Below are 25,755 nucleotides of genomic sequence, written 5' to 3' on the forward strand. Positions count from 1 at the left end.
CGGGTAGTTTCGCCCCGTCATTGCGAGCGCAGCGAAGCAATCCATCGCGCCGCAAGCCGAGAAATGGATTGCTTCGTCGCTTTCGCTCCTCGCAATGACGCGGAGAAAACTCACTCCGTCTCGAAATCGCCGGCCTGCGGCGGCGCCAGCGGGGTGAACTCGCAGCGGTCGGGCTTGACGTCGAGCAGCGGCGTTTCGTCGAGGCAGTCGAGGCCGCGCACGAGGATATGGTTGCCTTCAATCGCGACGAACTTCACGATCGAGGTGGCGATCGGATTCGGCCGCACCGGCGAGCGCAGCGAGAACGTGCCGCGGGTTTTCTGGTTGTTCTTCGGGCTTTGCAGCACTAGATCGCGGCGCGACTGGTGCAGCCAATAGATCACTTCGAGATTCTCATAGAAATCGACGCCCTTGATCGCGGGCACCCACGGCTCGAAAATCTCGAGCCGGCAGACCGGGCCGTCGTGGCGGCCTTGCCGCGGAGTTTCCAATCGCGATTTCCAGGGCGTGCGGATACGGCCGATAAACACCAGCCCGGCGTCGCGGGCCGGCGGCATGTCGACAGTGAGTTCACCCTCGCGGATTTCGCTTTCCCGAGCCATATTCTAATCCAGTGAGATTCCTGTGCGCCGGACAGTAGCGGATTATCCGTCGCCTGCAATCAACCGAGCCACCATTTCCCCGCCAGCAGCACGATCTCGCCGCAGACCACACCGGCAAAGATCGACCGTCGTGTCAGCATGAACACCGCAAAGCCTGCGGCGACCGCGCCATAGCGCAGCCAGTCCGGCACATCCGCCAGCGCGCCCGGCGGATGCACCAGGATCTGGGCGATAACGCCGGCGAGGATCGCGGTCGCCACCGCCCTCACCCACACCAGAACTTCGGAGCCCTCGTCGACGCCGGCGCCGAACCACAGCCCGGCCATGCGCCAGACCTCGTTGGGCAGGAAGCCTGCAAGGACCAGAACCAACAGCGCGTGCGGGCTGCCGAAAAACTCGCTCATGCGCGCGCCCTCTCCCGCCACCAGTGCACGCCATAGGCGATGGTGCCGGCGGTGACGCCGCCGATCAGGATATCGACGCCGGTGTGCAGCATCGACACCAGCGGAAACAGCGCGATCCCGAGCACCAGCGCCAGCACGTCCGATATCTGCCGGCAGTTGCGCGCGGTGGAAAGCAGGAACGCCAGCGGCGTCAGCAACAGGATCGCCGCTGCAAACAGCGGCGGCAGATTGGCGGCAAGGCCATAGCCGAGCGTGGTGGCGACCATGCAGACGGTGACAAGGCCACAGCCGAGCCCGTGCGTGAACGCAATCCGCTGCTCGCGCGGCACTTTTGGCAGCAACCGGTAGCATTCGACCCATAGGGTGACGGCGATGAAATGCGTCGCCAGCACAAGATGACGACGCTTGGTCTCGCGCGTTTTCATCAGCGGCAGCACCGACACCACCATCGGAAACAGCCGGATCGCACTCACCGTCACCGCAATCGCCGCCTGCACCGCGGTCGCCCCCGACCCCAGTGTCGAGATCAGGATAATCTGCGCCGGGCCCGCCCAGACCAGCAACGTGCTGCCGAGCACCCAGCCCAGGCTGAAATGGCTGTCATGGGCGAGCGCCCCGATGCCGAGATAGGTCGCAAACAGCACCAGCGTCAGCACCGTGGACGCGACCGAGCTCATGCCCCATGCGAACGCGCGCATGGGGCTTTTCCAGCTGGGAGAAGAGAGTGGAGGTAGCGCCAATTGAGACCGGTGGGATTTGACTCGTCGCGGGCATAGGGCTGGCGAAAGCTGCCTGCGTCAAGCGAGCGGCCGCTCAGAGCGGCCATGCAGTAGTCCCGTAGCCCGGATGGAGCGCAGCGTAATCCGGGAATCTCACAAGTGGACAAGTCGGTCCCGGATTGCGCTGCGCTCCATCCGGGCTACGATAACTCCTCATCCCGGCACGCCTCTGTTGCGTAACACAAAGCACGCCCCGCCCGCCTTGCGGATGCGGTTGCAGAGGTCGTCGGCGGCGGGCCGCGTGTCGGCGCCGATCCGCACCTGGTAGAAGGCGCGCGTGCCGCGGCTGCGCATCACCGAAGAGAGCAGGCTCGGATCCTGGTCGCCGATCACGGCGCTGAGCCGCTTCATGGCGCGGGCGTACATCGCGAGCGCCTTGTCGCGGCTGAAGCCGGCCGCTAGCTGCACGCCCCACAGCTTGGCAGCACTGAGCGTGATGCGCTGTTCGAGCCCGGCTACGAACGGATTGGGCGCGCGCTTCAGCAAGGCCATCAGTTCGCGGCAGCTCGATGTCCGCGCGAGCTCCGGCATCTTGCCGCTTCGTCCCGCCGCGGCCCACTCCTCGACAGTGGAGCCTGTGATGGCAACGACGTAGTTGCGGGTTTCCTGCGGCATCGGCCCGGTGCCGGCCAGCCATTCCTGCACCCGCCGCGGGCCGGCATTGTAGGCTGCCGCTGCGAGCCCGAGATTGCCGAATTGCTGGCGCAACTCATCGAGAAACTCGGCCGACTTCGGCAGCGCCTGCACGGGATTGAATGGGTCGAGCAGGCCGCGTTCGTTCGCCGTTCCCGGCATGAACTGCGCAATGCCCTGCGCCCGCGCGCCGCTGCGCGTCACCGGTCCCACCGCATCGGACTGGAAGCGGCTCTCCTGCCAGATCACGCGCGCGAAAAATTCCAGCGGCAGGTTCGAGGCCCTGGCCGCCGATTCGATCATCAGGCACATCGCCTCGCGCGCCTCACTCTCGCGCGGCTGACCGGCCGCCTTCTGGATAGCTATCGCGCTCGACCGCGTGGCCTCGCCCGCGTCCTCAGCGAAAGCGTTCGCACATGAGGACAACAGCGACACCGTGCACCATAGGGCGCGAAGCAACCGACCTCTTGGCATGGCAGTTTGCAATCCGGGAGCGCGCATTGCGGTGGAAGCGTCAGTCAAACGATCATGGCTTGTCGCCGTTCCGCCGCAGCAGGCCGGCTTTTTGCGCTGCAATTGTTCCGAAATCCGCGCCATCGGAACCGCCGTTAATTTACGTTAACGCCGCATTTTGTGCCGTCCGGTCTTTTACGGGCAACAAAGCGAGGTAAAAGTCTCCATCTTTCTTGGGAGACATTCAATGCGTGACCGACGCCAGAGCGCGCGCGACAAGGTAATGTATGGCGGCGTCGCCGAGATCGGTGAATACGGCGCGACGCGCGAATGCATCGTCCGCAATATTTCCGATCACGGCGCGACCATCGAATTCAGCGATGACATCCTGTTGCCGAAAGAGCAGCTTTCGCTGCGCATCGCGCGCAAGGGCCGCTCATTCCTCGCCAAAGTGATCTGGTGGCGCGACAATTTCGTCGGCGTCGCATTCAGGGCGGAAAGCCCGGCCGAGCCGGTCTCCGATCTCGAGGAGCGGCTACGCAGGAGCGAGATCAAGAAGCGACAGCTCGAGCGACAGATCGACGAACTGCTCGGCGAGCGCTGAGCGCCGCAACGCGCCACAGAAAAAGGCCGGCTGTCGAGCCGACCTTTTTTGCATTCTTCCGTATCTCCCGGTCGAAGCGCGATCAGACCTTGACCAGCGGGCCCTTCGACGCCGGCCCCTTGGAGCCGCCGCCCCCGTTGGGGCCGCCCGGCTTCGGCTTGCGCTTGCGAGCGCCCGGCAGCTTTTCCGGCTTCGGCGTGACCGGTCCTTCGACGAACTCGAAGCCGATCTTGTCCTTGCCTTCGGCACTCGCCTCGTCCTTGACCAGCACGACGCGGACATGGCCGCCGCCCTTCAGGTGACCAAACAGCACTTCGTCCGCCAGCGGCTTCTTGATGTGCTCCTGGATCACACGGGCCATCGGCCGCGCGCCCATCTGCTCGTCGTAACCATGTTCGATCAGCCAGGCCTTGGCGGGTTCCGACAGCTCGATGGTGACGTCGCGATCGGCGAGCTGCGCCTCGAGCTGTAGCACGAACTTCTCCACCACCATGCCGATGACGTCGGCATTGAGATGGGCGAACGACACGATCGCATCCAGCCGGTTGCGGAATTCCGGCGCGAACTGGCGGTTGATCGCCTCGTGGTCATCGCCTTCCCGCCTGTTGCGCGTGAAGCCGAAGGCTTGGCGCGCCAGATCGGCGGCGCCCGCGTTCGTGGTCATGATCAGGATCACGTTGCGGAAATTGACCTGCTTGCCGTTGTGGTCGGTCAGCCGGCCGTGATCCATGATCTGCAGCAGCACGTTATAGAGATCCGGATGCGCCTTCTCGATTTCGTCGAGCAGCACCACGCAATGCGGATGCTGGTCCACGCCGTCGGTCAACAGGCCGCCCTGGTCGAAGCCGACATAGCCGGGAGGCGCGCCGATCAGGCGCGACACCGTATGCCGCTCCATATATTCGGACATGTCGAAGCGAAGCAGTTCGACACCGAGCGAGGCCGCAAGCTGTTTTGCCACTTCGGTCTTGCCGACGCCGGTCGGACCCGAGAACAAATAGGAGCCGATCGGCTTCTCCGGCTCGCGCAGGCCGGCCCGCGCCAGCTTGATCGCTGCGGAAAGCGACTCGATCGCCTTGTCCTGGCCGAACACCACGCGCTTCAGCGTTTGCTCGAGATGCCTCAGCACTTCGGCATCGTTCTTTGACACGCTCTTGGGCGGAATCCGCGCCATGGTCGCGATCGTGGTCTCGATCTCCTTGATGCCGATGGTCTTTTTGCGTCGGTTCTCGGCGACCAGCATCTGCGCCGCGCCCGACTCGTCGATCACGTCGATCGCCTTGTCGGGCAGCTTGCGGTCGTGGATATAGCGCGACGACAATTGCACCGCCGCCTCGATCGCCTCGTTGGTGTATTTCAGCCGGTGGTAATCCTCGAAATAGGGTTTGAGGCCTTTCAGGATCGCGATGGCGTCTTCCACCGTCGGCTCGTTGACGTCGATCTTCTGGAACCGGCGCACCAGCGCGCGATCCTTTTCGAAATGCTGACGGTATTCCTTGTAGGTGGTCGAGCCCATGCAGCGGATCGTGCCCGACGCCAACGCCGGCTTGAGCAGGTTCGACGCATCCATCGCGCCGCCGGAGGTGGCGCCTGCGCCGATCACGGTGTGGATTTCATCGATGAACAGGATAGCGCTCGGATGCGCCTCGAGTTCCTTCAGCACCTGCTTCAAGCGCTCCTCGAAATCGCCGCGGTAGCGCGTGCCCGCGAGCAGCGTGCCCATGTCGAGCGAGAATACGGTGGCCGTGGCCAGCACTTCCGGCACTTCGGAATCGACAATGCGCTTGGCGAGCCCTTCCGCGATCGCGGTCTTGCCGACGCCGGCCTCCCCCACGAACAGCGGATTGTTCTTCTGGCGGCGGCACAGCACCTGGATCGCGCGGTTGATCTCGGAATTGCGCCCGATCACCGGATCGATCTTGCCGTCACGCGCCTTCTTGTTGAGGTTGACGCAATAGGTCTCGAGCGCCTCGCCCTTCTTCTTGGCGTCCTCGTTGCCCTTGGTCTCGGTCTCTTCATCAACGCCGCGCACGGGGCGCGCTTCGGAGACGCCCGGCCGCTTGGCGATGCCGTGGCTGATATAGTTGACCGCGTCGTACCGCGTCATGTCCTGCTCCTGCAGGAAATAGGCGGCATGACTCTCGCGCTCCGCGAAGATCGCGATCAGCACGTTGGCGCCGGTAACTTCCTCGCGACCGGAAGACTGGACGTGAATCACCGCGCGCTGGATCACGCGCTGGAATCCGGCGGTCGGCTTGGCGTCGTCGGCGCCGTCAGTCACCAGATTTTCGAATTCGGTTTCGAGATAATTGACGAGGCTCGTGCGCAGCTTGTCGAGATCGACGCTGCAGGCACGCATCACCGCCGCCGCATCCGAGTCATCGATCAGCGACAGCAGAAGATGTTCGAGCGTCGCGTATTGATGATGCCGCTCGTTTGCAATCGCCAGTGCACGATGCAGGGATTGTTCAAGGCTTTGGGAAAAAGTTGGCATTCTCGTCCTCTATGGCCCCCGGTCATCATGATCGCCATTACCCGGTCAGGCAACAACAACCTTCGTCATTACCTGTCATATAGTTACACACGATCGTGGCGAAAGGCCGGTTCCGCAAGCGTGGTTTTACTCTAAATTTCGCGCACCACGGCTGCCGCACGCCAACTCCTCCCCCGAAAAACTACCGGGAATACGATCGGCTTCCATCAACACCGATCGATAAGACCCGTTCCCTTCTCCGGCCGGGTCGACAGCCATGCGCGGCTATTTCTTTTCCATCACGCATTGCAGGGGATGCTGGTGCTTGCGCGCAAAATCCATCACCTGCGTGACCTTGGTCTCGGCAATCTCGTAGGTGAACACGCCGCACTCGCCGATCCCGTGATGATGCACATGGAGCATGATCTTGGTGGCCGCTTCGGCGTCCTTCTGGAAGAACTTCTCCAGCACATGAACGACGAACTCCATCGGCGTGTAGTCGTCGTTCAGAATCAGGACGCGATACAGGTTCGGACGCTTGGTCTTCGGCTTGACCTTGGTGATGACCGACGTCGACGGCCCACCGGTTCCAGTATTGCGGTTCTCGTCATTGCTCATTCGGGGAGCAGAAGCAGATGACTTTGCCGGCACGGACGAACAAGCTTTGAAGGTTGGCTGAAACATGGCTCAGGCGTTCGAAATTCCAAAAGGGGTGACCGGACGGCGTATCCTGGCCCACTCGCGATCGGCTCTGGCGTGAGCCATCGCGAAGCACCCAGCAACGCATTTTTCCAGATCGCCGCTCCCGGTCCGACCCGTTAGCCGGATCGGCACCTGGAATATGGGTCTGCCGCCGGACCGCCGCAAGCGCATTGACGCTGGCTGACACGATCCCGGACCGGCCCGATTCCCGGCTCGGCTATCCGGACCAAGGTTAATCGTTTCTGCCGGATTTGACAAAGGACCGCGACCGCCCGTTTAGCCGCCGTTGAGGATAGAAGGCGCCTTTGGCGCCCGGTTCACCGGTGCGCGGGCTTTTACCCGTCTTTAGCGGAACCGGTTTACCACCTGTTTAGCCGCTAGGGTGGAAATGCCTGTAGAAAATCACATTTGCGGTGAGAGCCATGCTCGATACAGTCATTTTCCGTCGCATTCGCACGGCCGCCCGCCGGTTCCGCCGGCGCCAACGGGGGCAACATCGCGATGCTCTTTGGGATCGCGGTGGTGCCGATCATCAGTTTCGTCGGGGCGGCGATGGATTACACACGTGCCAACACCGCCCGCTCGTCGATGCAGGCAGCCCTCGACTCGACCGCCCTGATGCTGGGGAAGGACCTGACCGACGGCACGATCTCGACCTCGCAGATCACGGAGAAGGCGCAGGCCTATTTCACGGCGCTCTACCACAATTCCGATGCCAAAAACGTGACGATCAGCGCGACCTACACGGCCAATTCCGGCAACGGCTCGACGATCCTGGTCAAGGGTGCCGGCAACGTAAATACCGACTTCATGCGGATTGTCGGCTTCCCGACCCTCGATTTCGGCACCAATTCCACCTCCGCCTGGGGCAACGTGCGCATGCGGGTCGCGCTGGCGCTCGACGTGACGGGATCGATGCAGAACGACGGCAAGATGCCGGCGATGCAGACCGCCGCCAAAGAGCTCGTCGATCAGTTGAGCAAGCTCGCGAAGAATCCCGGCGACATTTATATCTCGATCGTTCCCTTCGCCAAGGACGTCAACCTCGGCACCAGCTACAAGGACGAGACCTGGATCGACTGGGATGTGTGGACCGATCAGAACCCGACCTGGGGGACGTGCAGCCAGGCCGGCAAGACGACCAAGAGTTCCTGCCTGAGCGCCGGCAAGGTCTGGACGCCGGACAAGACCAAGTGGACCGGCTGCGTCACCGACCGCACGCAGGATTACGACACCAAGAACACCGCCCCGAGTTCGACCAACGCGCCGACGATGGTTGTGGCCGAAGAATACGTTACAAAAAAATGGGATGGGACCATCAACGAGCAATACTGCAAGTCGAGCAACAGTCCCTATATGCCACCGATCATGCCGCTGAGCTACAACTGGAATGCACTTAAGGACTTGATCGGCAACTTGCAGCCCACCGGTAATACCAACCAGGGCATCGGCATGGCATGGGCCTGGCTGACGCTCGGAGTAGGCGTGCCACCATTCAATGCCCCCGCCAAGGATACTGCGAACTACACCTACAAGGACGCCATCATCCTGCTATCGGACGGTCTGAACACGCAAAACCGATTCACCTCCAACACGTCGCAGATCGATGCCCGCCAGAAGATCCTGTGCGAAAACGCCAAGGCGGCTGAGATCGCGGTCTACACCGTGCAGGTCAATACCGGCGGGGATGCGGAGTCTACCGTGCTCAAGCAATGCGCCAGCGATGCGAACAAATTCTATCACATCAAGGAGGCCGGCCAGACCGCGTCGGTCTTCAAGTCGATCGGGCAGTCGCTGGCCAAGCTGCGCGTCGCGAAATAAGCGCCTCAATCGAGGCGGAAAGAAAAAGCCCGGCCGTTACGGCCGGGCTTTTTGTTTTTCGAAATATGGACCCGCGAAATTAGTGCGCAGCCGGGGTGAACTTCGCGACCAGGCCTTCGTAGGGCTTGAAGGTCTGCTTGGCGAGATCGGTGTAGAGCCCCGCGATCTTCTGCGATTCCGCGACGAAGGTCTCGTAAGAAGAGCGCGCGAATTCGGTCTGCGCTTCGATCGCCTTGTCCACCGACTTCACGCCGGAGAGCTTTTCAACGAACGATTTGGTTTCTTCGAACGACTTCTTTGCGTAGTCGCCATAGGCGGTCGCGATCGCCTGAACGCCGCTCTGAAGGTTGCTCGCGGAAGCGGCAACCGATTCGAGATGCTCTTTGCCGTAGTTCTGAATGTCTTCAACCTTGACCATCATGGAGTCCTTTCCCAGACTGCAGGTGCAAACCGATTTGCCGGGAGGTCCCGGCCCCCTGACATGCTCCATATATGTGCAGCGCACAATAAAGTCAACAAATATTGTGCAACGCACAAATGTGGCGAGTTGGCGCAAAAACCCGGGGTCTTACGCAACGGTTAATTAATCTTTTGGAAACTCGCTCCGCCTAACCTGATTCCTGGACTTGTTCGCCTTCCGACAGACAGCCTGAAAGGCGTTTGTACACAGCATCTTACCTAGAACAGCGACCTGATCGGCCAACCCGGCCGCACGTAATGGGCCGGATCGGTACTTCGAATGGGGAAGCATCAGCTGCTGCTGGGCACAATTTTGCCTCACGAGCCGGTGATCAAGACAGAAATTGGGACGGGGAAGTAAATGCTTCGTACAACCTTGGCTTCCTCGCGCGCGTTGCGAGTGTGCGCCCTCGGACTCATTACCTTTACGACCGCGATCCTGATCAGCAGCGAGAGCGCCGAAGCGCGCCGCTACAAGCACCGTCGCCATCACGTCGTCCGCGAAAGCTACAGCCCGCAGTTCTCCTCGATCATCGTTGACGGCAATTCCGGCGCGGTGCTCTCCTCGAACAATCCCGACGGCGTGAGGCGCCCGGCTTCCCTGACCAAGATCATGACGCTCTATCTGCTGTTCGAGCGCCTCGAATCCGGCAAGATGAAGCTCGATACCGAAATGGAAGTGTCGGAGTTCGCTTCCGAACAGGCGCCGACCAAGCTCGGCCTGCGGCCCGGCCAGACCATCAGGGTCGAGGACGCCATCAAGGGCCTGGTGACACGTTCCGCCAACGACGCCTCCGTCGTGATCGCGGAGGCCATTGCCGGCAGCGAGGCCGATTTCGCCAAGCTGATGACGCGCAAGGCGCGCGCGCTCGGCATGAGCAAGACCACCTACCGCAACGCTTCCGGCCTGCCCAACGACGAACAGCTAACCACGGCGCGCGATCAGGCCACGCTCGGCCGCGCGATCCAGGACCGCTTTCCGCGCTACTATCGTTACTTCTCTACCTCCGTGTTTGCCTATCGCGGCCAGTCGATTCGCAACCACAATCGCCTGCTCGGCAATGTCGAAGGCGTCGATGGCATCAAGACCGGCTACACCCGCGCCTCCGGCTTCAACCTCGTGAGCTCGATGCGCCGCGGCAACCGCCATCTCATCGGCGTGGTGCTGGGCGGCCGCAGCGGCGGTTCGCGCGACGCCACCATGCGCAACCTGCTGGCCGAAAATCTCGAGAAGGGCGCGACCAAGCGCACCGTGGCCGCAATCACCGAGCGCAATCCCGCCGACGGCACCGTCGATGTGGCCGAAGCCGAGACCGCTTCGCGTCCGGCCGAAACGGCTCAGTCCAGCAGCGCCCTCGCCGCCGCCGAACCGGGGCTCGCAGCCATGCCCACGACCCGCTCGATAGCGCCGGCAAAGCCGTCACTGATGGCGGCGGCCGCCGCAGCCCTGCCCCCGCCGCCCGCCAAAGCGGAACAGAACAAATTCGAGCCGCACGCCAAGCCCGAGCCATTGACCAACGGCGTCATCCAGACCCAGCCGATATCGGCGATCCCGGGCTCGGCTGAGCCGATGAAGCCGGTCAAGGTCAAGACGGTTCAGGTCAAGGCCGGGCCGATGAAACTGGCGTCTGCCGGCTCCTCGCAGCCGGCAGCCCCGCCGATTACCAGCGCGATCCCTGCCCGCCCCGAAGTCGCCGAGACCTCCAGCGCCGTCGTGGCAAAGGCCGCCGAGACCAGGGCCGAGGCCGCCAAGGAAGCCCTCAGGGCTGCCATGCCGCCGCAGCCGGCCAATCACGGCACCGGAAATGGCGTTCTTGGGGTGCTGCCCGCTTCAGCTCTGGCGCATGCGCCCTCGCAAGCTTCGCACGCGCAGGCGCTGGCCTATGCCGATCCGGCGCCCCGTGCCCAGCCGCAGGCCGTGCAACAGAACGACGCCGTCAAGCCGGTGGTGGTTCGTACCGGCTGGATCGTCCAGGTCGGCGCCCTCGAAAGCGAAAGCGAAGCCAAGCAGCGGATCGATCTCGCCCGCACCAAGGCCAGCGCCCTGCTCAGCAAAGCCGATCCCTTCACCGAGCCGGTCGTCGCCAGGGACAACCGCACGCTATTCCGCGCCCGCTTCGCCGGTCTCGATCGCGATCAGGCCGAAGCGGTATGCCGCACGCTCAAGCGCGCCGACATTTCCTGCATGACCGTTCGCAACTGATCCGAACTTCCCGTTGACGTTCCCAAAGCCGGCGCCGCAAGCGCCGGCTTTGTTGTTTTCTAAACACAGTCGGCGCAGCTCTGGTGCAATCACGCCCAATGCGGCCTGCGAAAACTTCTCGTCAAGAATTTGCGGTTAGGTTTACCGGCAATGAACGATCGACCACGCCGGACAACGGCGGGCGATGTGGGGCGTCAGTCAGAGAACGATACGGAAGCAACTCTCGGTTTGTAGCGTCGGTGGCGTGAGCCGGAGTGAGCTAAAGATGCGTGCGAAGAAGAATATCCTTGGCCTCATTTACTCGGGCAGCGAGGTACGTCGAGCCCCCCTGGTCGGGATGCAGTTTCTTCATCAGGGCGCGGTGCGCCCGGCTGATGTCGTCGCGCCCCGCCCCCGGCTGCAGGCCAAGGATCTGATAGGCCTCCTCGTCCGTCATTTTTCCGCTAGGCGCCGCGCGGCGCTGCCCCCCTGCCGTGTCGCCTTGCGCGTTCTGACGCCAAGCGGGAAACCGGCGGTCAAGATAGCTTTCAAGTAAGGCGACGCTCTCGGCGTCGAAGGCCGGGATCATCGCGATCAACTGCGGCAGGTCGAACGCGTCGAGCGAGCGCCCGGCATTCGGTCCGTCCACGATCTGCCCCGACAGTTCGCCGCTGTCGTGATCGAGGCGCATGTCGAGAAACTGCGAACGCACGCGCGAAGCCTGTCCCGCCGAGCGCTGCGTGCCGCCGAAGAGGCCCCCGAGACTGCTGAAGCCGCCCGGCCCGAACGGCGACCAGCCGAGCAGCCCGGCGCCGAAGATGCCGAGCGGGATTGCGACGGCGAGTTCGCCGCGCAGGCCGGTGAAGGCAGCGACCGCCAGCGCCACCACGCCGCCCACGATCTTGATGACGCGCGCGAGCATGACCGGGTTGGCCGCACGAAACATCTGCAGCAGCAAGTAGAGAAGGACAACGGCGACGACGCCGGCAATCAGGGTTGCCATGGCTCTAATATAGCGGCACCGGCGCCGAAAAGCATGGCGTTCAGCCCGATGGCAACCAAAGTCGTAATCACTTCATTTGGCCGATCAGCGCGGCCGCGCCGCTTGCGGTTTTCGACAGCGCTAGCAGCGCTTCGCGCCCGCCGGCGGCATAGGCTGCGGCGGCGCGCAGGAGCTCGCGCAACTGCGCCGCGGCGCCGGGATCGAACCTGCACCATGCGCCGCCGGTGAGCCGCGCAATCTCGCGGAAGGCCTGTTCGGCTGTGCCGTCGTGGCCTTCCTGAAACATGAACACCGGCACCTTGAGCAGGCCGAGCTCGCCGGCCTTGGCGCAGAGATCGTCGACCGCCTCCTCCATGGCGTCGCCGACGAACACCACGGCGCGCACGCCGGACGCCACCGCCTCGCGGCGCGCCTCCGACAGCACCTTGCCGATCTGGGTGTTGCCGCCCTGGCAACCGATCTTGCCCATCAACCTTGCCAGTTGCGCGGAATCGGAGATCCAGCCCGTGGCGCGGCATTCATTGAAGCCGCGGTAGTAGACCAGCCTTATATCGAGGCTGCCGAGCGAAGCCGCCTCGCGAAACATGTCGGCCTGCAGCGCGCAGGCCATATCCCAGGTCGGCTGCCGGCTCATGGTGGCATCGAGCGCAAACACCAGCCTGCCCCTGGCGCCCGGTCGGTGCGGCGACATTGCGCGCGCTTTCGCCACGAAAGCCGCGATGTCTTCCGACGCCGACGGCTTGGCCTCCGGCAACGGGCCGCCTTTACGTGCCTCGGCCTTTGCCGAAGCAACATCGCCTGCCGATTTTGGCTTGATAGGTTCGCCGGCCATAAAGCGCTCGCGGGTAAGCAGCAAGCTCTATGTGGGACGATGCGCGGCGGCGGTCAATGCGCCGGACGATGGCGTAGCCGCAAACGCACGATAGCGGTCAGTTGCCTAGTTCGTGACCGGCTTGTTCTTCGGCGCCGCATTGCTGGCCAACGGCACGGACAGCGGCACCGGTCCCGGGCTGGCGGTCAGGACGTCGGGCACGTTGGTCGGCACGGGTTTCAGCGCGCCGCTCTTGTCGGACTCGTCAAGGAACTTGTCGAGCATCGACTGGATTGAGGATTTGGCTGCGTCAGGCCCGGTGTCCCGCATGTCATTATGCTGGAATCCGGTGTTCACGACCGTGATCCCGGCCTGCTCGCACTGCTCGTCGTCAGGCACGACGCCGGGGTCCGGCTTGAAAAGCGTATCCTTGGAGCGGAACGACAGGATCTTGAACTTGCCTTCGGTCAGGAACGGCACGCGCAGATTGTCCAGCGTCACGACCTTCTTGATCTCGTCGGGATACTGCTTGGCGAAATACATCGTGATGTCGCCGCCCATCGAATGGCCGACCATCGTCACCTTCTCATAGTCGGCGTTGGGCTGGACCTTCTTCATTTCGTGGATGGCGAAATGGATGTTGGCAATGCCGCGCTGAATCTGCGGCAGACGGCCGACATAGAGTTCACCGACCTTGGTCACCATCGGCGGATCGGTCGGCAGATCGTGCTGCGGGCTGACCGCGAGATAGCCGCGCCAGGCGAAGACATTTGCGAGGAACGAGTATTCGGTGTGCTTGACGGTGTTGCCGTGATTGAGGATTGCAACCGGCAGTTTGATCAAGCCGGCATTGGCCTGCATTTCCTTGTCACGGCGAACAGCAACGTTGACCGCCACCAGACGGTTGTCGCGGTCGGGATCGTGGAATGCGATCGTCTCGTGCCGGATCGCCCACTTGCTCGCGGTGAAATACGCGACAGCGACCAGCACGGAGAGTGAAAGCAGAACGAGAATTCCACGTTTCATATTCGTCCTCACGCCCCGCTAAGGGCTATCCCTGTTTTGAGACTCTTTCGGTCCCTTGTTGATGATATATGTCACGATGGCGTGACATAAAGGCCAAATGTTGTGTATTGACCGCCTGATCATTGTGCGGCGCACCTATCCAGTGTGCAACCGCTCAGTTTCCACAAATTCAGCCCGTTTTTCTTTCTTTAGGACGCCTCCTATCAAGCTTCGGTTCGAGCGTTGGATAAAAGTCTAATGAAACGAGATGCTGACGGACTGGTTCCCGGGAACCTGCCGCCCACGGATGCGGCATAGCTGTCCACAGGTGCGGCAATACCGGCCAGTCCCATATCTAGACCCTAGTGTAGATGACGAGTTTCAGCGCCGGATCGTCATTGGCCTGAAAACTCGCATACTCCAATTTGAGCCGGCCCTGTTTGGGATGGATCAAGGATTTCCGCCCTGCCGCGACGCCGCTGACGTCATGGGCCTCCCACCAGCCTGCAAATTCAAGACAGCCTTCCCGCAGTCGCGCCAGCAGATCGCGAAAAGCGGGATCACCGGCCCAAAGGTCGTGCGTCGCACGGAACTGGGTGACCATGCGTCGGGCCTCGTCCGCCCATGACGCGCCGAACAACCGCCGCGTCGCGAGATTGGTCAGCACCAGAAGCAGGCTGTTGCGATCGGCATCCGCGAGCCGGCTGAATGCAAAGATTTCGTCGGCGGCTGCATTCCAGGCGAGAATGTCCCAGCGCCGACCGGTGACATAGGCCGGCAGGTTGAGCTGCTCGACCGCGCGCCGGACTGCCGGAGGAACGGTCTCGCGGACGAAGGCGCGCCGGTCGATATTTTGCGTCAGCTCCCTCAGATGCCGGTGTTCGGCCTTGGTCAACCGCAACGCGCGCGCCAACGCATCAACCGTCGCAACCGAGGGGCTGACGGATCGGCCCTGCTCGAGGCGGACGTACCAGTCGACGCCGATGCCGGCGAGCTCGGCCACCTCCTCCCGCCGCAGGCCGGGCGTGCGCCGCCGCCGGCCTACCGGCAGGCCGACCACCTTAGGCGCCAGCTTCTGCCGCCGCGACCGCAGGAAGTCGCCGAGTTCGCTTTGCCTCGAATTCGTGCCTGATGCCGCCATGTGCGCCGTGCCCGGGAAAAAGGGGTCTTACAGTCCTAGGATAATACCAGGTCTTGTTGGGACCATGAAGGTTCGCGAGAATGCGGTTTCATCGAAATGAGGAGGCCCCATGAAGGCCGCCGTCCTGAATGCGTTCGGATCGCCGCTTGCGATCGAGACCCTGCCCGACCCGCGGCTTGGCACCGGCGAGGTCATTGTCGACGTCGTGGCGAGCCGTGTGCTGGCCTACGCCAACGAGGTGCTCAGCGGGGAGCGAAAATACCTGCTGGAACTGCCTGTGGTGCCCGGCCCCGGCGCGATCGGCCGTATCCGCGCCACCGGCCCAGATGCGACCCGGCTTCGTCCCGGCGATTGGGTCTACTGCGATCCGACCGTGCGCTCACGCGACAACGCGCTATCGCCGGACATCGCCCTGCAAGGCCTCACCGCCGGCAGCGAGGGAGGCCTGCGCCTGCAACGGTATTTCCACGACGGCGCCTGGGCCGAACAAATGCGGCTGCCGACGGAAAACGCGATTCCGATCGGCGACATCGACGAGAAGGACGCAGGCCGCTGGTGCGCACTCGGCACACTGCTCGTGCCCTATGGCGGGTTTCTTGCCGCGCAACTGCAAGCGGGAGAGATCGCGCTGATCAACGGCGCCACCGGCAGTTTCGGCAGCGCCGCCGTCGCCGTAGCGTTGGCGATGGGGGCACAATGCGTGGTCGCGACCGGGCGGAACGAGCAGGCGCTGACCGAACTGACGCGGCGGCTCGGCGCCCGCGTCCGGACTGTGCCGATGCGCGGCCACGAGGCTGACGATCGCGCGCGCATCCTGCAGGCGGCACCCGGCCCGATCGACTGCGTGCTCGACATCCTCCCGCCCGCGGCCAATGCCGTGCAGGTGCGGACCGCCATCATGGCGGTGCGGCCACACGGGCGGGTGGTGCTGATGGGCGGCGTCGGCATGCAAGGCGGCGCCGGCCTTGACCTGCCCTATCCGTGGATGATGCGAAACTGCATCACCCTGCGCGGGCAATGGATGTACCCGCCGCATGCGGCCACCTTGATGACCGGCCTGATCCGCTCAGGCCTGATCGATCTCGATCATTTCGAGATCACGGCCTTCGGTCTCGACCGCGCCAACGAGGCGGTGGCGCATGCCGCCGGCCACAGCGGTCCCTTCAGAGTGACGGTGATCCAACCGCAATAAGGCCGGCAAGTCGGTGGCTTGTTGGAGGTCAGGCGGTGATGATGTCGCCGATGATGTCGTGGACTTCGAGCGGCTTGTCGACCTGGGTGAACCATTCGGCGCGGTTGGCGGCCCGGCGGCGGCCGCGTTCGTCGAGCGGCAGTTTCAACTGACGCAACAGGCTGGTCACTTCCTCGCGCGCCGTGACATGGCCCATGCTGGGGCGTGTGCCGAGGGTGGCCTCGTCGAGGTCGTCCAGCGCCGTCAGTCCGCGCGGGAAGAACTCGCGGTAGACCACCCGCTCGGCAAATCCGTCGATCGAACGGAAGCCGAGCCGCAGCGAAAGGTCCTTCAGGCTGTCGGCGACGAGCTGCTTGTTGCGCGAGCCGATCATCGACAGGCGGTTGCGCACCACGATCCAGTCGGTGGTGGCGCCGTCGATCTGGCGGCGCTTGCGCCTGACGTCGCGCACCATCTCCGCATAATGGCTCTCGCCAGTCACGGAATAGGTCGCGGGATCGACGGTGCCGAGCACGTCGAAATCGAGGAAGCTGTCGTTGATCGGGGTCACCAGCGTGTCGGCCATCGAATGCGCCAGACGCATCAGATAGGAGTCGGAACCCGGCGTATCGATGACGATGAAATCGAAGGCGCGCTCGATTGCGCTCACCGCCTCCATGAACTGCTGGAACTCGGAATTTTCGTTGTCGGCGATCTGCATCGTCTCGCCGAGCTTGACGCAGTAGTGCACGGGGATTTCGAGGTCGAGACCGGTGCGGCGCGCCCACGCGCTCCGATTGGCGATGTAGCGGGTAAAACTCTGCTGGCGGCAGTCGAGATCGATGGTGGCGACACGCTGTCCGGCCTTCATCAGGGCAACGGCGATATGCAGGGCGGAAGTGGATTTTCCCGACCCGCCCTTCTCGTTGCCCAGCACGACGACATGCGCCGAACCGAATTGACCCTGACTCGCCTGAACCAACATGATTCAACCCCCACACGATATCTTCAAATCACGCGCGGCTGCGCGTCAAGTGAAATGCGCGACGACGCATTCAATTCGCTCGCGGCGTGTCTTTAATGATGAATCCCCATGATGCGGATTTCGTTCCGTTGCCGCGATCAGCCCCGCAGCTTTTTTGAATCCGCGGGCGCGCGCGCCTGGCTTTCGCGTTGAGCCGCCGCAGCCTTGCCATTCCCGAGTAACCTTGGCGGCAATGCTCTGGCCTTATAAGGTCGGCGCGCCCGCCGAGATGCTTGGGAGCGCCGCTCCCCTCACCCCGTCAGAAGCTGCAAGAGATCGAGGCCAGATGTCGCGAAGTCCCATGGTCGTCCGTACCGTTCCCGCCTTGCGCCGCGCCGTCGAGGCCTTGCGCACCCGAAAGGCTGCCGTCGCGCTGGTGCCGACCATGGGAGCGCTCCATGACGGACATGTGTCGCTGGTACGGCTCGCCAAGCGCCGCGCACAGAAAGTGGTCGTATCGATCTTCGTCAACCCCACGCAGTTCGCACCGACGGAAGATTTCGGTTCGTACCCGCGCACCTGGAAAGCCGACGTCGCCAAACTCGCCGCCGAGAAGGTCGACTTGATCTGGAATCCTGACGTCAAGGCGATGTACCCGGAGGGCTTCGCCACCCGTATCGTGCCGGAAGGCCCGGCCACCGCCGGCCTCGAGGATCGTTTCCGGCCGCATTTCTTCGGCGGCGTCGCCACCGTGGTCGGCAAGCTGTTCACGCAAGTCCGGCCGGACGTGGCGATCTTCGGCGAGAAGGATTTTCAGCAATTGCGGGTGGTGACGCAGATGGCCGCCGATCTCGACCTCGGCGTCAAGGTGATTGGCTCGCGCACCGTGCGGGAACGCGACGGGCTGGCGATGTCCTCGCGCAACGTCTACCTCTCGCCGGAGGAACGGCAGACGGCGCCGATGCTGTACCGCGCCATGAAGGAAAGCGCCAAGCGGTTGAAGGCCGGCGAGGATCTAGCGGCCGCGACGGAAGCCGGCCGCGAACTGATCAGCGCCGCCGGATTCGCGCTGGACTATTTCGAGGCCCGGCACGCCGAGACGCTGGCGCCGATCGCCTCGATGAAGGACGGGCCGGTGCGGATCCTCGTCGCCGCAAAGCTCGGCACGACGCGCCTGATCGACAATATCGGGGTCTAGAGCCTTTTCCGTTCCGATGGGATCGGAACGGGCCTCTAGATTTTTGATTTGACGCGTTTTCTTGACGCGAACCGGTCTCCACTTCGCTGGAAAACGCTCTAGGGTGGGAATTCGGTCAGAGCAGCCCCAGATCGCGCAATTCGCGCCGCATCGGTTCCGGCATCGCCGCCACGCTGGCGGCTGAGGATTTGGTGAGGTCCGGCGGCGCGGCGTCCTCGGCGAGGTAGCGCCAGCCCTGGAACGGGCGCATCGGCCGCGGCGAGACCGCGAAGACCTTGGGCTGCATCACCAGGCGGCACCGCCCGATACCGTCCTTGTCGCGGAACGGCTCGATCGCGATGATCTTTTCGCGCGCGGCGATTTCGCCCTTGATCACCCAATAGAGCGAGCCGCCGGCGAGGATTTCCGCGTCGCGCTTCGGCGTCATCCGTGTGATGTGGACGTGACGAAGCGGCAGGCCCTTTTTCTTGGCGGTTGCCATGCGTTCGGCAACCCAGCCCTTGAGTTCCTTGACTGACTCGCAGCCGACGGCAAGCTTGATGAGATGAAGCGGCATGATCCCGCCGATGTAGCGGCCCGTGCGCGCTTTGAAAAGATCACTCGTTGTCGGAGGTCGCAGGCGCCGCAGCCGATGGCGCGAGCTGGACCGGCGCGGCGGACGGCCGCTTCGGCGCCGGCGGCGGCTTCTTGGCGGCAGTCTGTGCCGGTGGCGATCCCGGCGGTGTCGCCGCGGCCGGACGCGGCGCGGCAGGTGACGCCGGCGCAGCCGCAGCTGACGACGACGGCTTCGGCGCGGCGCCTAGCGGCGGCTCGGGCGTCATGATGTTGACTGGCGGGGTGGACGCCGAGGTCGGGAATTCGGCGTTGGTGGGCTTGCCCGTGGGGACCGACGGCGGCAGCGCCGCGACCAGGCCCGTCGTGGACTGTGCCGGCGCGTTCCACGACGATGCGTGGCGCATGATCAGGCTTTCATAGACACGATCTTCCATGTTGGCCGCGATCTGGCGCGTCTCGGTCAGCGAGCGGAACGCGCGGCAAGCCGATGGCGTGCAACGGTCGCGCGCCGTCAGCACATAGGCCATCAACCCGTAACGGTCGCGCTCGACGGCGCGGCGCAGCGCCAGCATGTCGGAGCCGGCCCCCTTGTTCGCGGTGGCGACATCTCCGAGCGAGGTCAGCAGCGTGATCTGCGAGGCGGCGTAGGCCACGGCCGCAGCCACCGACTCGGCCGAACCGAACAGCACCTTCTCGCACGCGGCGAGGACTGCATCGCCGGCCAGTTCGTCAATGCAGGAAAGCTGCGGCAATGGCGCGGTAGCCATCTGAACCGGACGCGCCTCCGTCGGCTGAACCACGTTTGCCGTGCCGAAGCCGCGGAAGGTCACGGCCCCCGCGACCCCGACCGCGAGCAGCGTGATGAGCGCAAGCACGCCGTTGGCCACGGATCGCTCCGAGCGCAGCAGTGTGATCAGAACGATGATCCCGACGAATCCGGCCGTGGCCAGCGTCAGGTACAACGGAAGATTCGGCGAGCGCCAGATCTGATCCAGCGAAGCAGCCCAGGCCCAGTTCATGCGTGGTGTCCCCTAACGCAGCATCAAACGCGATCGAAAGACGAATGCGTCTTTAGCGCATTCGCTTTTCGGCAGAATGGTTCTGCGAACGGGGCCTTTTGACGGCGATCGAAGCGGAACTCCGTCAGCCGGCTGCTTGCACACAACTGTTTCAGGAAATCGCGAGCTGGCTTTCCTTGGCGACCCGTTCGAAAGCTTCGGTCGAGCTTTTGATCCGATACTGACAATCGTCGCCATCTGTCGGCAGCAGCCGGAGCACCTCATAGGTGCCGCTGGCGGCCGGACGGGCAACGTTGCTGGCAGTAAAATAGACAGTCTCTCCAACGGAGTACTTATGCTTCAACGCCCTCTCCATCACGCAAGAACGCCGGCCGCGCTCACGGTCCCGCTAGCTTTCGGCCGACTTGAGAACCCTATGACAATGTAGCACAGCCGACCTCCCAAAAGCCAGTAACATCGAGGCATGGCAAACACGCAAATTCCGCATGTTTTTCAGGGCGATAAGTGGCAATTTCTGAGGTTCCCGGGGGATCCGCGTGCCAGGCCCGGAAGCCGCTTTTCCCAAAATCGGACAGCCGATTAGTAGCTTGATCAAGTGCCGCGGGCCTGCGGAGCGCCCTGGCGTCCCGCTCGACCGCCGCCCATCCCCCAAATCAGACCGTCTCGAACCGCTCTATGATGAGCGTTTCGGCAAGACCTGCGCGGGTCCATTCCTGAAATGCCGGCAACGACATCATCGCATCGAAATAAGGCCGTGCCCCGTCCTTCACCTCGATCGCATAGGTGCGGAAGCGATGCACCACCGGCGCAAACATCGCATCCGCGCCGCCGAACGCGCCGAACAGGAACGGTCCTTCCTTGCCGTAACAGCGGTGGCAATCGGCCCAGATTTCCTGAATGCGCGCCACATTGGCGCGCGCGTCATCCGACAGATCGATCGCGCCGACCGGACGGTGCAGGTTCATACCGCATTCATTGCGCAGCGGCATGAAGCCGGAATGCATTTCCGCCGAAATCGACCGCGCATGCGCCCGGCGGGCACGGTCTTCCGGCCAGAGCCTCGCTTGCGGGTATTTCTCGGCGAGATACTCGATGATCGAAAGCGAATCCCACACCGTGACGTCGCCATCGATCAGCGCCGGCACCTTGCCCGCGCGGGAAAAGCTGAAAATCCGGTCTTTGTCCGCCTTGTCGTTGGTGTAGAGCGGGATGAATACTTCCTCGAATGGAATTTCATTGGCGCGCAGCGCCAGCCACGGCCGCATCGACCATGACGAGTAGTTCTTGTTGCCGATGACCAGTTTCAACATTTGCGGGGAAATCCTGTTGCGACCGTGATCTTGCCATAGCGCACCGCACGCGTTCAACCTGTACATCACAATGCCGTAGCCACCATCGGGGATTCCGCCACATGGGCGCCTATTGGGTCGATATCGCCGCCGTCGCGTTCTTCGTCGTGGAATGGCTGGCCTACGGCTTCACGCTCGAGCACACGACCTATGGCCGCGACAGCCTGTCGGCGCGCATGAACCGCTATCGCGAGGTGTGGGTACGGAACATGCTCGACCGCGAGGCGCGCATGGTCGACATGCAGATCATGGCCTCGCTGCAGAACGGCACCGCCTTCTTCGCTTCCACCAGCCTGATCGCGATCGGCGGCGCGCTGGCGCTGCTGCGGGCGACCAACGATGCCCTGGCCGTGCTGCGCGAACTGCCGGTCGACCTCACCCCCTCGCCCGCCCTGTGGGAAATCAAGTGCGTCGGCCTGATCCTGATCTTCATCTACGCTTTCTTCAAATTCGCCTGGTCGTACCGCCTGTTCAACTATGTCGCGATCCTGCTCGGCGCGATGCCGCCGTCGTCACAGCGCGACACGGCGGAAGCGGAAGCCCATGTGATGCGCACGACGCGCTTGTTCGAGGCGGCGGGGCGGCATTTCAACCGCGGCCAGCGCGCGTTCTTCTTCGCGCTCGGCTATCTCGGCTGGTTCGTCAGCCCCTGGCTATTGCTGGCGACGACCGCGCTGGTCGTCATCGTGACCTGGCGGCGACAGTTCGCCTCGAGCGCGTGGCGGGCGATGGGGAGCTAGAGCGGTTTCAAATTCAGATGGTGGCCCCGACAAGCAAGAAGGCGGCGCCGAGCGCGAGTAGCGCAAGACCGGGCCAGCTCGATTTGAACCCAAAGCCGCCAGCCGGTCTTTCAGGTTCCAACGTGTCGCTGGGTTGCCCGGCGCGAAGCCGCCTTCTACCGCTTAGCCGGCCATGCCAGATTGGCTGATACGCCATCTGCAACACCCCACCGAGAACAAGAAGCACACCAAGCCATATGAGTGTCATGCTCGTCTCCCGTCAGTGAATGGGCCCCGAGCTTGCCGCCGGCCGAGGGCTCGACGTTTCTTGGTCGATTGTCTTTCAACGTCCGGCCGGCGCTCCCGTTTCGCCCACCGTAGTTCCATTTGGCCCCAAGAGAGCGATCTTCACCTCTCCTCTTTGACGCCGGGACGATCGGATGATCGAGCGGTCGTGAGTTCGCGCGTTACGAGGCGCCGAAATCCTGCGGCGTAAAGCTGAGATCGAGCACTTTCCATTCGCCGTAGCGGTCCACCGGCAGCATGGCGTAGGGCTGACAGGCCGACAGCGCGCGGATGGCGCCCTGCATCAGCAACGGGCCCTTCATGGACGCGCTGGCCTCGATCAGGATCGGTTCGGCGGCGAGCCTGCCGTCCGGTGTCATCAACACGCGCAGCTTGACCTTGACGTCGTCGGCGCCCGACAGCGAGGCCGGCAGTTTCGAGCAGGTCTTGAGGTGCCGCCGGAATTCCGCGATGAGCGTGCTCGCGATATCGGCGGCTTCCGTCGCGGGCGCATCAAAATTGTCGTCGCCCTTGCTGCGGGCTTGTGCGGGAGCCGGCTGCAGCGGCGAGAGGTCGGGCGGCAGGCCGAGCAGCACCTGATATTTGATCGAGACATCCGGCTCGGGCGGCTGGTAGGCCGGTGCCGCCGGTTGCAATGGCGGCTGTGCCGCCGGCAGCGGCTGGGCCGCGCGCGGCGTGGCGAGCGCAGCCTGCTTCTGCGGCGGCGCGGCAGGCGCAGGCTGTGCGGCCGGCGGGGGTGCCGTGGCAGCAGCAGGCTTGTCGAACAGGGAGAAATCGGGCTGTGGCGCTGGCGCCGGTTCCGGCTTGCCTTCGGCAGGCTTATTTTCGGCAGGCGGCTGTTCGGGAGGCGCTTGCTTTTCGGCCAGGTCTTGTGGCGTCACGATCTCGACCGGGATCTGCTCGGCCGTCACCGCGCCGAACGGGTGGACCTCGGAAAACAACAGCGCCAGCGTCAGCAGCGACACGTGCGCGATCGCCGACGCCGTGATCTCAGTGGGTATGATCCGCCGCAGCTCCATGGGCATCAGAACGATGTTCGATATCTTCCCTGCCCGCCAGCATAGCGTCCGGCGGCGCAAATCCTCAATCCCATTTCGGCGCGAAACCGAAATCCGTGAGCCGGCCGCTGGCGCTGCCCATGCCGGAAATCTGCTGCATGTCCTCTTCCGACAGCTCGAAATCGAAGATCTCGATGTTCTCCGAGAGCCGCTCGAGTTTTGAGGTTCGCGGAATCGCCGCCACGCCCTGCTGGACCAGCCAGCGCAGGCAGATTTGCGCCGCCGTCTTGCGATAGCGGTCGCCGATCCGCAGCACCGCACGATCGTTCTTGATGCGGCCCTTGGCGACCGGACTATACGCCACCAGCGCCATGCCGTGGCGCACGCAGGCTTCCCTGACCTTGGTCTGGTCGAGATAGGGATGGAATTCGACCTGGTTGCACGCCAAAGGCTCGGGGCACGCCGGCACCGCCTCCTCGATCAGGGCCACGGTGAAATTGGACACGCCGATATGCCGCGCGAGCCCCTGCTGCCTGACCCGCGCCAGCGCGCCCAGCGTCTCCACCAGCGGCACCTGCGGGTTCGGCCAGTGCAGCAGCAACAGGTCGACTTCGGTCAGGCGCAGTCGCACCAGGCTTTCCTTGGCCGAACGCTCCAGATCGTGGGGCGCGAAATGCGAGGGCCAGATCTTGGTGGTGAGGAAGACCTGATCGCGCTTGACGCCCGAGGCGCGCAGGCCCTCGCCGACCTCGCGTTCGTTCTCGTACATCTGCGCAGTGTCGATGTGGCGATAGCCGAGCCGCAGCGCCTGCTCGACCAGGCGCGCGCAGCTTCGCCCACGCAATTCCCAGGTGCCCAGCCCGATCGCCGGAATTCTTGCGCCATTGGCTTCGACAAACAGCATCGGTTGTATCCGCGGACCGGCCCCTATTATGGGCTGCGGAAACAGCCGTGCCAACTGATAGCGTTTTTGATAGCGTTTTTGGGCGAAATCCTGCGGCAGACTTGATCCGGGATGGGTCAGGTTAGGGGGAAGAAAAGCGCGTCAAACCGCGAACTAGGCGGGCGACGGTTCCTCCGTGGCCAGCGCGGCGAACACGGTCTCCGGCGAATGGGCGATCACGGCGAGCAACGCCCGTGCCGGTCCGCGCGGCGCACGCTTGCCCTGCTCCCAGTTCCGGATGGTTTCGACGGGCACACCAAGCCTGGCCGCGAATTCGAGTTGCGTCAGCTGCGCCCGACGGCGCAGGTCGCGCACCGCGGGCAAGGCCGGGGTTTCGCCGGGTGTAACGTCCGGCGTTGTGGGCGAGGCGGTGGGCATCGCTTGCGCGAGCCCGGGCGTTGCAGGTGCGGGCCCGGGCATCGTCGGCGCAAGCGGAAACTCCTGCCCGTCCCGCAGTTCAACGATCCGTCCGTCCGCTTTCAGCCGCAAGCGCTGCATGTCGACCTCGTGAGCCAACATCATCGGCCAAGCGCGTTAAGGCCCGATTAACGATAAATGGACTGGTACTAGGGCGCCACACATCTTGGACGACCCTCTCTGGCGTGCGTCGAACTCGAGGATTTGGGCTACTTCACAATCTCGCAGGTGACCGGGGTTTTTGTTGCCAGCAGGTCAATGTTGACGCGAACTTGCATTGCTATTGCGTCATCGGCAGACACGACAACCAAAAGCGTCCAGTCCGCAGTAGGGCTTTCCGGCATATGCCCTAGGCCATAAGCTCTCTTCCCCCCATTGGAGACCTCAAATGTCCTAAACCCCCGAGGGATATTGTGAGTGTAAAGCTCTATTGTTCGTGCATCCAAGGTAACCGGACCACCCGACATCCCAAAATGTTCAGAGGAAACGATTTTTCCAAGTACAAAAAGTGCAAGTTCACCGTGCCTAACATCCACCTCTGATTGGTCGGTTTCTTTCACACGGGAAAGTATAGGCTCTCCAATATGGAATATTCTCGCCTGTGTTCGTCTCAATACCTTCCCTGTTTCGAGCGCGTTGCCCACGACAAGATAGAAGTGGTTTTCGTGCAGTAGAATTTCTTTGCCGTCTTCCCCCTTGATGTATTTCGTTTCGCAATAAATGTAGGGCGGACTAAAAATTGGCGTGGCGTTCTGATTTTTGTTCTTTGAGTTGCTATCCCGGTAGGCAATCAAATACCAGACAATGCCTATTGCTCCGAGTGCCGGGAAGCCAGCAGCTCCAAACCTTTCTAAGATTTCAGCCATCGTGTGGCCGACGAAGCGCTCAAATTGGTGCTTCAGCCAGTCCTCGAAAAGTATGTTCCAAATAGAATGGAACAACAACAAGAGGCCGAGGCCGCCGCCGATGAAGACCAAGGGATAGTTGTCAGGTTTCCGCGCCACTTACTCCTCCTGCAGCACAGTACCCTAGGAGCCGCTGTCC

General features: G+C 63.2%; 26 protein-coding genes. 6 read left to right on the forward strand and 20 right to left on the reverse strand.

Annotated elements, in window-relative coordinates:
• Positions 1 to 110 precede the first annotated feature (110 nt).
• The 4 genes from tsaA to V1279_RS18985 form a co-directional block, all read right to left on the reverse strand.
• Positions 111 to 602, reverse strand: a complete 492-nt coding sequence (gene tsaA, locus V1279_RS18970; protein ID WP_334438798.1) for a tRNA (N6-threonylcarbamoyladenosine(37)-N6)-methyltransferase TrmO — start codon at positions 600 to 602, stop codon at positions 111 to 113.
• A gap of 59 nt (positions 603 to 661) precedes the next feature.
• Positions 662 to 1,006 carry an AzlD domain-containing protein gene (locus tag V1279_RS18975; protein WP_334438801.1) on the reverse strand — a complete coding sequence of 115 codons (345 nt, stop codon included), beginning with the start codon at positions 1,004 to 1,006 and terminating at the stop codon, positions 662 to 664.
• The gene (locus tag V1279_RS18980) at positions 1,003 to 1,746 is read right to left on the reverse strand and encodes an AzlC family ABC transporter permease (RefSeq protein ID WP_334438804.1); all 744 of its coding nucleotides are present in this window, start codon (positions 1,744 to 1,746) and stop codon (positions 1,003 to 1,005) included. Before V1279_RS18980 ends, V1279_RS18975 begins: the two co-directional genes overlap by 4 nt.
• A gap of 192 nt (positions 1,747 to 1,938) precedes the next feature.
• A complete protein-coding gene (locus tag V1279_RS18985) occupies positions 1,939 to 2,730 on the reverse strand; it encodes a transglycosylase SLT domain-containing protein (protein WP_334446464.1) in 792 nt (263 codons plus the stop codon).
• Positions 2,731 to 3,118: 388 nt separating this feature from the next.
• Between V1279_RS18985 and V1279_RS18990 the strand changes: the two genes are divergently transcribed.
• Positions 3,119 to 3,475, forward strand: coding sequence for a PilZ domain-containing protein (locus V1279_RS18990; RefSeq protein WP_334438807.1), 357 nt, complete (start codon positions 3,119 to 3,121; stop codon positions 3,473 to 3,475).
• Positions 3,476 to 3,557: 82 nt separating this feature from the next.
• On the opposite strand, the gene clpA is transcribed toward V1279_RS18990, so the two are convergent.
• Both clpA and clpS read right to left on the reverse strand, forming a co-directional pair.
• On the reverse strand, positions 3,558 to 5,969 hold the full coding sequence (gene clpA, locus V1279_RS18995) for an ATP-dependent Clp protease ATP-binding subunit ClpA (protein ID WP_334438809.1): 2,412 nt from the start codon (positions 5,967 to 5,969) through the stop codon (positions 3,558 to 3,560).
• 264 nt (positions 5,970 to 6,233) lie between these two features.
• On the reverse strand, positions 6,234 to 6,566 hold the full coding sequence (clpS, locus tag V1279_RS19000) for an ATP-dependent Clp protease adapter ClpS (protein WP_212421771.1): 333 nt from the start codon (positions 6,564 to 6,566) through the stop codon (positions 6,234 to 6,236).
• Between the two features lie 585 nt (positions 6,567 to 7,151).
• Here clpS and V1279_RS19005 point away from each other — a divergent pair.
• Positions 7,152 to 8,471 (forward strand): vWA domain-containing protein, encoded by a 1,320-nt coding sequence (locus V1279_RS19005; protein ID WP_334438812.1) that lies wholly within the window; start codon positions 7,152 to 7,154, stop codon positions 8,469 to 8,471.
• A gap of 79 nt (positions 8,472 to 8,550) precedes the next feature.
• Here the strand turns inward: V1279_RS19005 and V1279_RS19010 are convergent, their stop codons facing one another.
• The gene (locus V1279_RS19010; RefSeq protein ID WP_334446466.1) at positions 8,551 to 8,889 is read right to left on the reverse strand and encodes a phasin family protein; all 339 of its coding nucleotides are present in this window, start codon (positions 8,887 to 8,889) and stop codon (positions 8,551 to 8,553) included.
• Positions 8,890 to 9,291: 402 nt separating this feature from the next.
• Between V1279_RS19010 and V1279_RS19015 the strand changes: the two genes are divergently transcribed.
• Positions 9,292 to 11,133 carry a serine hydrolase gene (locus V1279_RS19015; protein ID WP_334438814.1) on the forward strand — a complete coding sequence of 614 codons (1,842 nt, stop codon included), beginning with the start codon at positions 9,292 to 9,294 and terminating at the stop codon, positions 11,131 to 11,133.
• A 259-nt stretch (positions 11,134 to 11,392) separates the two neighbouring features.
• Here V1279_RS19015 and V1279_RS19020 read toward each other — a convergent pair whose 3' ends face one another.
• The 4 genes from V1279_RS19020 to V1279_RS19035 form a co-directional block, all read right to left on the reverse strand.
• On the reverse strand, positions 11,393 to 12,115 hold the full coding sequence (locus tag V1279_RS19020) for a DnaJ domain-containing protein (protein ID WP_334438816.1): 723 nt from the start codon (positions 12,113 to 12,115) through the stop codon (positions 11,393 to 11,395).
• 67 nt (positions 12,116 to 12,182) lie between these two features.
• The gene (locus tag V1279_RS19025) at positions 12,183 to 12,947 is read right to left on the reverse strand and encodes a VWA domain-containing protein (protein ID WP_334438818.1); all 765 of its coding nucleotides are present in this window, start codon (positions 12,945 to 12,947) and stop codon (positions 12,183 to 12,185) included.
• A 105-nt stretch (positions 12,948 to 13,052) separates the two neighbouring features.
• Positions 13,053 to 13,952, reverse strand: a complete 900-nt coding sequence (locus tag V1279_RS19030; protein ID WP_334438821.1) for an alpha/beta fold hydrolase — start codon at positions 13,950 to 13,952, stop codon at positions 13,053 to 13,055.
• 334 nt (positions 13,953 to 14,286) lie between these two features.
• Positions 14,287 to 15,072, reverse strand: coding sequence for a helix-turn-helix transcriptional regulator (locus V1279_RS19035; RefSeq protein ID WP_334438824.1), 786 nt, complete (start codon positions 15,070 to 15,072; stop codon positions 14,287 to 14,289).
• Positions 15,073 to 15,181: 109 nt separating this feature from the next.
• Between V1279_RS19035 and V1279_RS19040 the strand changes: the two genes are divergently transcribed.
• The gene (locus V1279_RS19040) at positions 15,182 to 16,264 is read left to right on the forward strand and encodes a zinc-binding alcohol dehydrogenase family protein (protein WP_334438826.1); all 1,083 of its coding nucleotides are present in this window, start codon (positions 15,182 to 15,184) and stop codon (positions 16,262 to 16,264) included.
• 28 nt (positions 16,265 to 16,292) lie between these two features.
• Here the strand turns inward: V1279_RS19040 and V1279_RS19045 are convergent, their stop codons facing one another.
• A complete protein-coding gene (locus V1279_RS19045; RefSeq protein WP_334438828.1) occupies positions 16,293 to 17,228 on the reverse strand; it encodes a division plane positioning ATPase MipZ in 936 nt (311 codons plus the stop codon).
• A gap of 325 nt (positions 17,229 to 17,553) precedes the next feature.
• Here V1279_RS19045 and panC point away from each other — a divergent pair, with 325 nt between their 5' ends.
• Complete coding sequence (panC, locus tag V1279_RS19050; RefSeq protein WP_334438831.1) at positions 17,554 to 18,405, forward strand: pantoate--beta-alanine ligase; 852 nt, start codon at positions 17,554 to 17,556, stop codon at positions 18,403 to 18,405.
• Between the two features lie 115 nt (positions 18,406 to 18,520).
• On the opposite strand, the gene V1279_RS19055 is transcribed toward panC, so the two are convergent.
• From V1279_RS19055 to V1279_RS19070, 4 genes are all read right to left on the reverse strand, one after another.
• Entirely contained in the window at positions 18,521 to 18,961 is a 441-nt protein-coding gene (locus V1279_RS19055) for a DUF1489 family protein (protein WP_334438834.1), read from the reverse strand.
• A gap of 40 nt (positions 18,962 to 19,001) precedes the next feature.
• On the reverse strand, positions 19,002 to 19,979 hold the full coding sequence (locus V1279_RS19060) for a hypothetical protein (RefSeq protein ID WP_334438836.1): 978 nt from the start codon (positions 19,977 to 19,979) through the stop codon (positions 19,002 to 19,004).
• Between the two features lie 151 nt (positions 19,980 to 20,130).
• Positions 20,131 to 20,334 carry a hypothetical protein gene (locus tag V1279_RS19065; RefSeq protein ID WP_334446468.1) on the reverse strand — a complete coding sequence of 68 codons (204 nt, stop codon included), beginning with the start codon at positions 20,332 to 20,334 and terminating at the stop codon, positions 20,131 to 20,133.
• Between the two features lie 298 nt (positions 20,335 to 20,632).
• Positions 20,633 to 21,289, reverse strand: a complete 657-nt coding sequence (locus V1279_RS19070) for a glutathione S-transferase family protein (protein ID WP_334438839.1) — start codon at positions 21,287 to 21,289, stop codon at positions 20,633 to 20,635.
• A 101-nt stretch (positions 21,290 to 21,390) separates the two neighbouring features.
• Here V1279_RS19070 and V1279_RS19075 point away from each other — a divergent pair, with 101 nt between their 5' ends.
• On the forward strand, positions 21,391 to 22,068 hold the full coding sequence (locus V1279_RS19075) for a DUF599 domain-containing protein (RefSeq protein ID WP_334438842.1): 678 nt from the start codon (positions 21,391 to 21,393) through the stop codon (positions 22,066 to 22,068).
• A 446-nt stretch (positions 22,069 to 22,514) separates the two neighbouring features.
• On the opposite strand, the gene V1279_RS19080 is transcribed toward V1279_RS19075, so the two are convergent.
• The 4 genes from V1279_RS19080 to V1279_RS19095 form a co-directional block, all read right to left on the reverse strand.
• Positions 22,515 to 23,378: a hypothetical protein gene (locus tag V1279_RS19080; RefSeq protein WP_334438844.1), complete on the reverse strand. Its 864-nt coding sequence runs from the start codon at positions 23,376 to 23,378 to the stop codon at positions 22,515 to 22,517.
• Between the two features lie 58 nt (positions 23,379 to 23,436).
• Positions 23,437 to 24,255, reverse strand: coding sequence for an aldo/keto reductase (locus V1279_RS19085; protein WP_334438847.1), 819 nt, complete (start codon positions 24,253 to 24,255; stop codon positions 23,437 to 23,439).
• A 153-nt stretch (positions 24,256 to 24,408) separates the two neighbouring features.
• The gene (locus V1279_RS19090) at positions 24,409 to 24,792 is read right to left on the reverse strand and encodes a helix-turn-helix domain-containing protein (RefSeq protein WP_334438849.1); all 384 of its coding nucleotides are present in this window, start codon (positions 24,790 to 24,792) and stop codon (positions 24,409 to 24,411) included.
• A gap of 128 nt (positions 24,793 to 24,920) precedes the next feature.
• A complete protein-coding gene (locus tag V1279_RS19095) occupies positions 24,921 to 25,715 on the reverse strand; it encodes a hypothetical protein (protein WP_334438851.1) in 795 nt (264 codons plus the stop codon).
• Positions 25,716 to 25,755 lie beyond the last annotated feature (40 nt).

Source organism: Bradyrhizobium sp. AZCC 1610 (genome assembly GCF_036924515.1).
Classification (GTDB): Bacteria; Pseudomonadota; Alphaproteobacteria; order Rhizobiales; family Xanthobacteraceae; genus Bradyrhizobium.